Annotated in this window: 1 protein-coding gene; it reads left to right on the top strand. The window is 67.8% G+C overall.

Going from position 1 to position 370, the window contains the following annotated elements; all coding sequences use genetic code 11:
• Nucleotides 1–331 (top strand): hypothetical protein (locus I5731_RS19630; RefSeq protein WP_210336209.1); only part of this gene is annotated, 331 nt, incomplete at its 5' end.
• Nucleotides 332–370 lie beyond the last annotated feature (39 nt).

Genomic DNA, 370 nt, shown 5'->3' with positions numbered 1-370 from the left:
GATGGCGGCGGCCACCCAGCATTCACCCTCCGTCGTCTTCGCCGGGCTTGACCCGGCGACCCAATGGCCGCGCAGCAAGGATCGGTCGCGCGGGGAGATCGTTGCGTTCAGCGACATCGATTGCGGCAAGCGGCACCGCGAGTGGGTTGCCGGGTCAAGCCCGGCAAAGACGATCGAGAGGGAGCGAAGGGCGGTTAAGTTTGGGGCACTGCCCGTGGATCGCGAGTCGATGGAACTCCCTGCCCCATGGTCGCTGGTCAGCCGCGTTGGATGCGACAGCGATGGCGGCGGCCACCCAGCATTCACCCTCCGTCGTCTTCGCCGGGCTTGACCCGGCGACCCAATGGCCGCGCAGCAAGGATCGGTCGCG

It is taken from the genome of Methylobrevis albus (assembly GCF_015904235.1).
Lineage (GTDB): Bacteria > Pseudomonadota > Alphaproteobacteria > Rhizobiales > Pleomorphomonadaceae > Methylobrevis_A > Methylobrevis_A albus.
The sequence above is the reverse complement of the archived record's forward strand: the minus strand, read 5'-3'. Positions and strand labels throughout refer to the sequence as shown.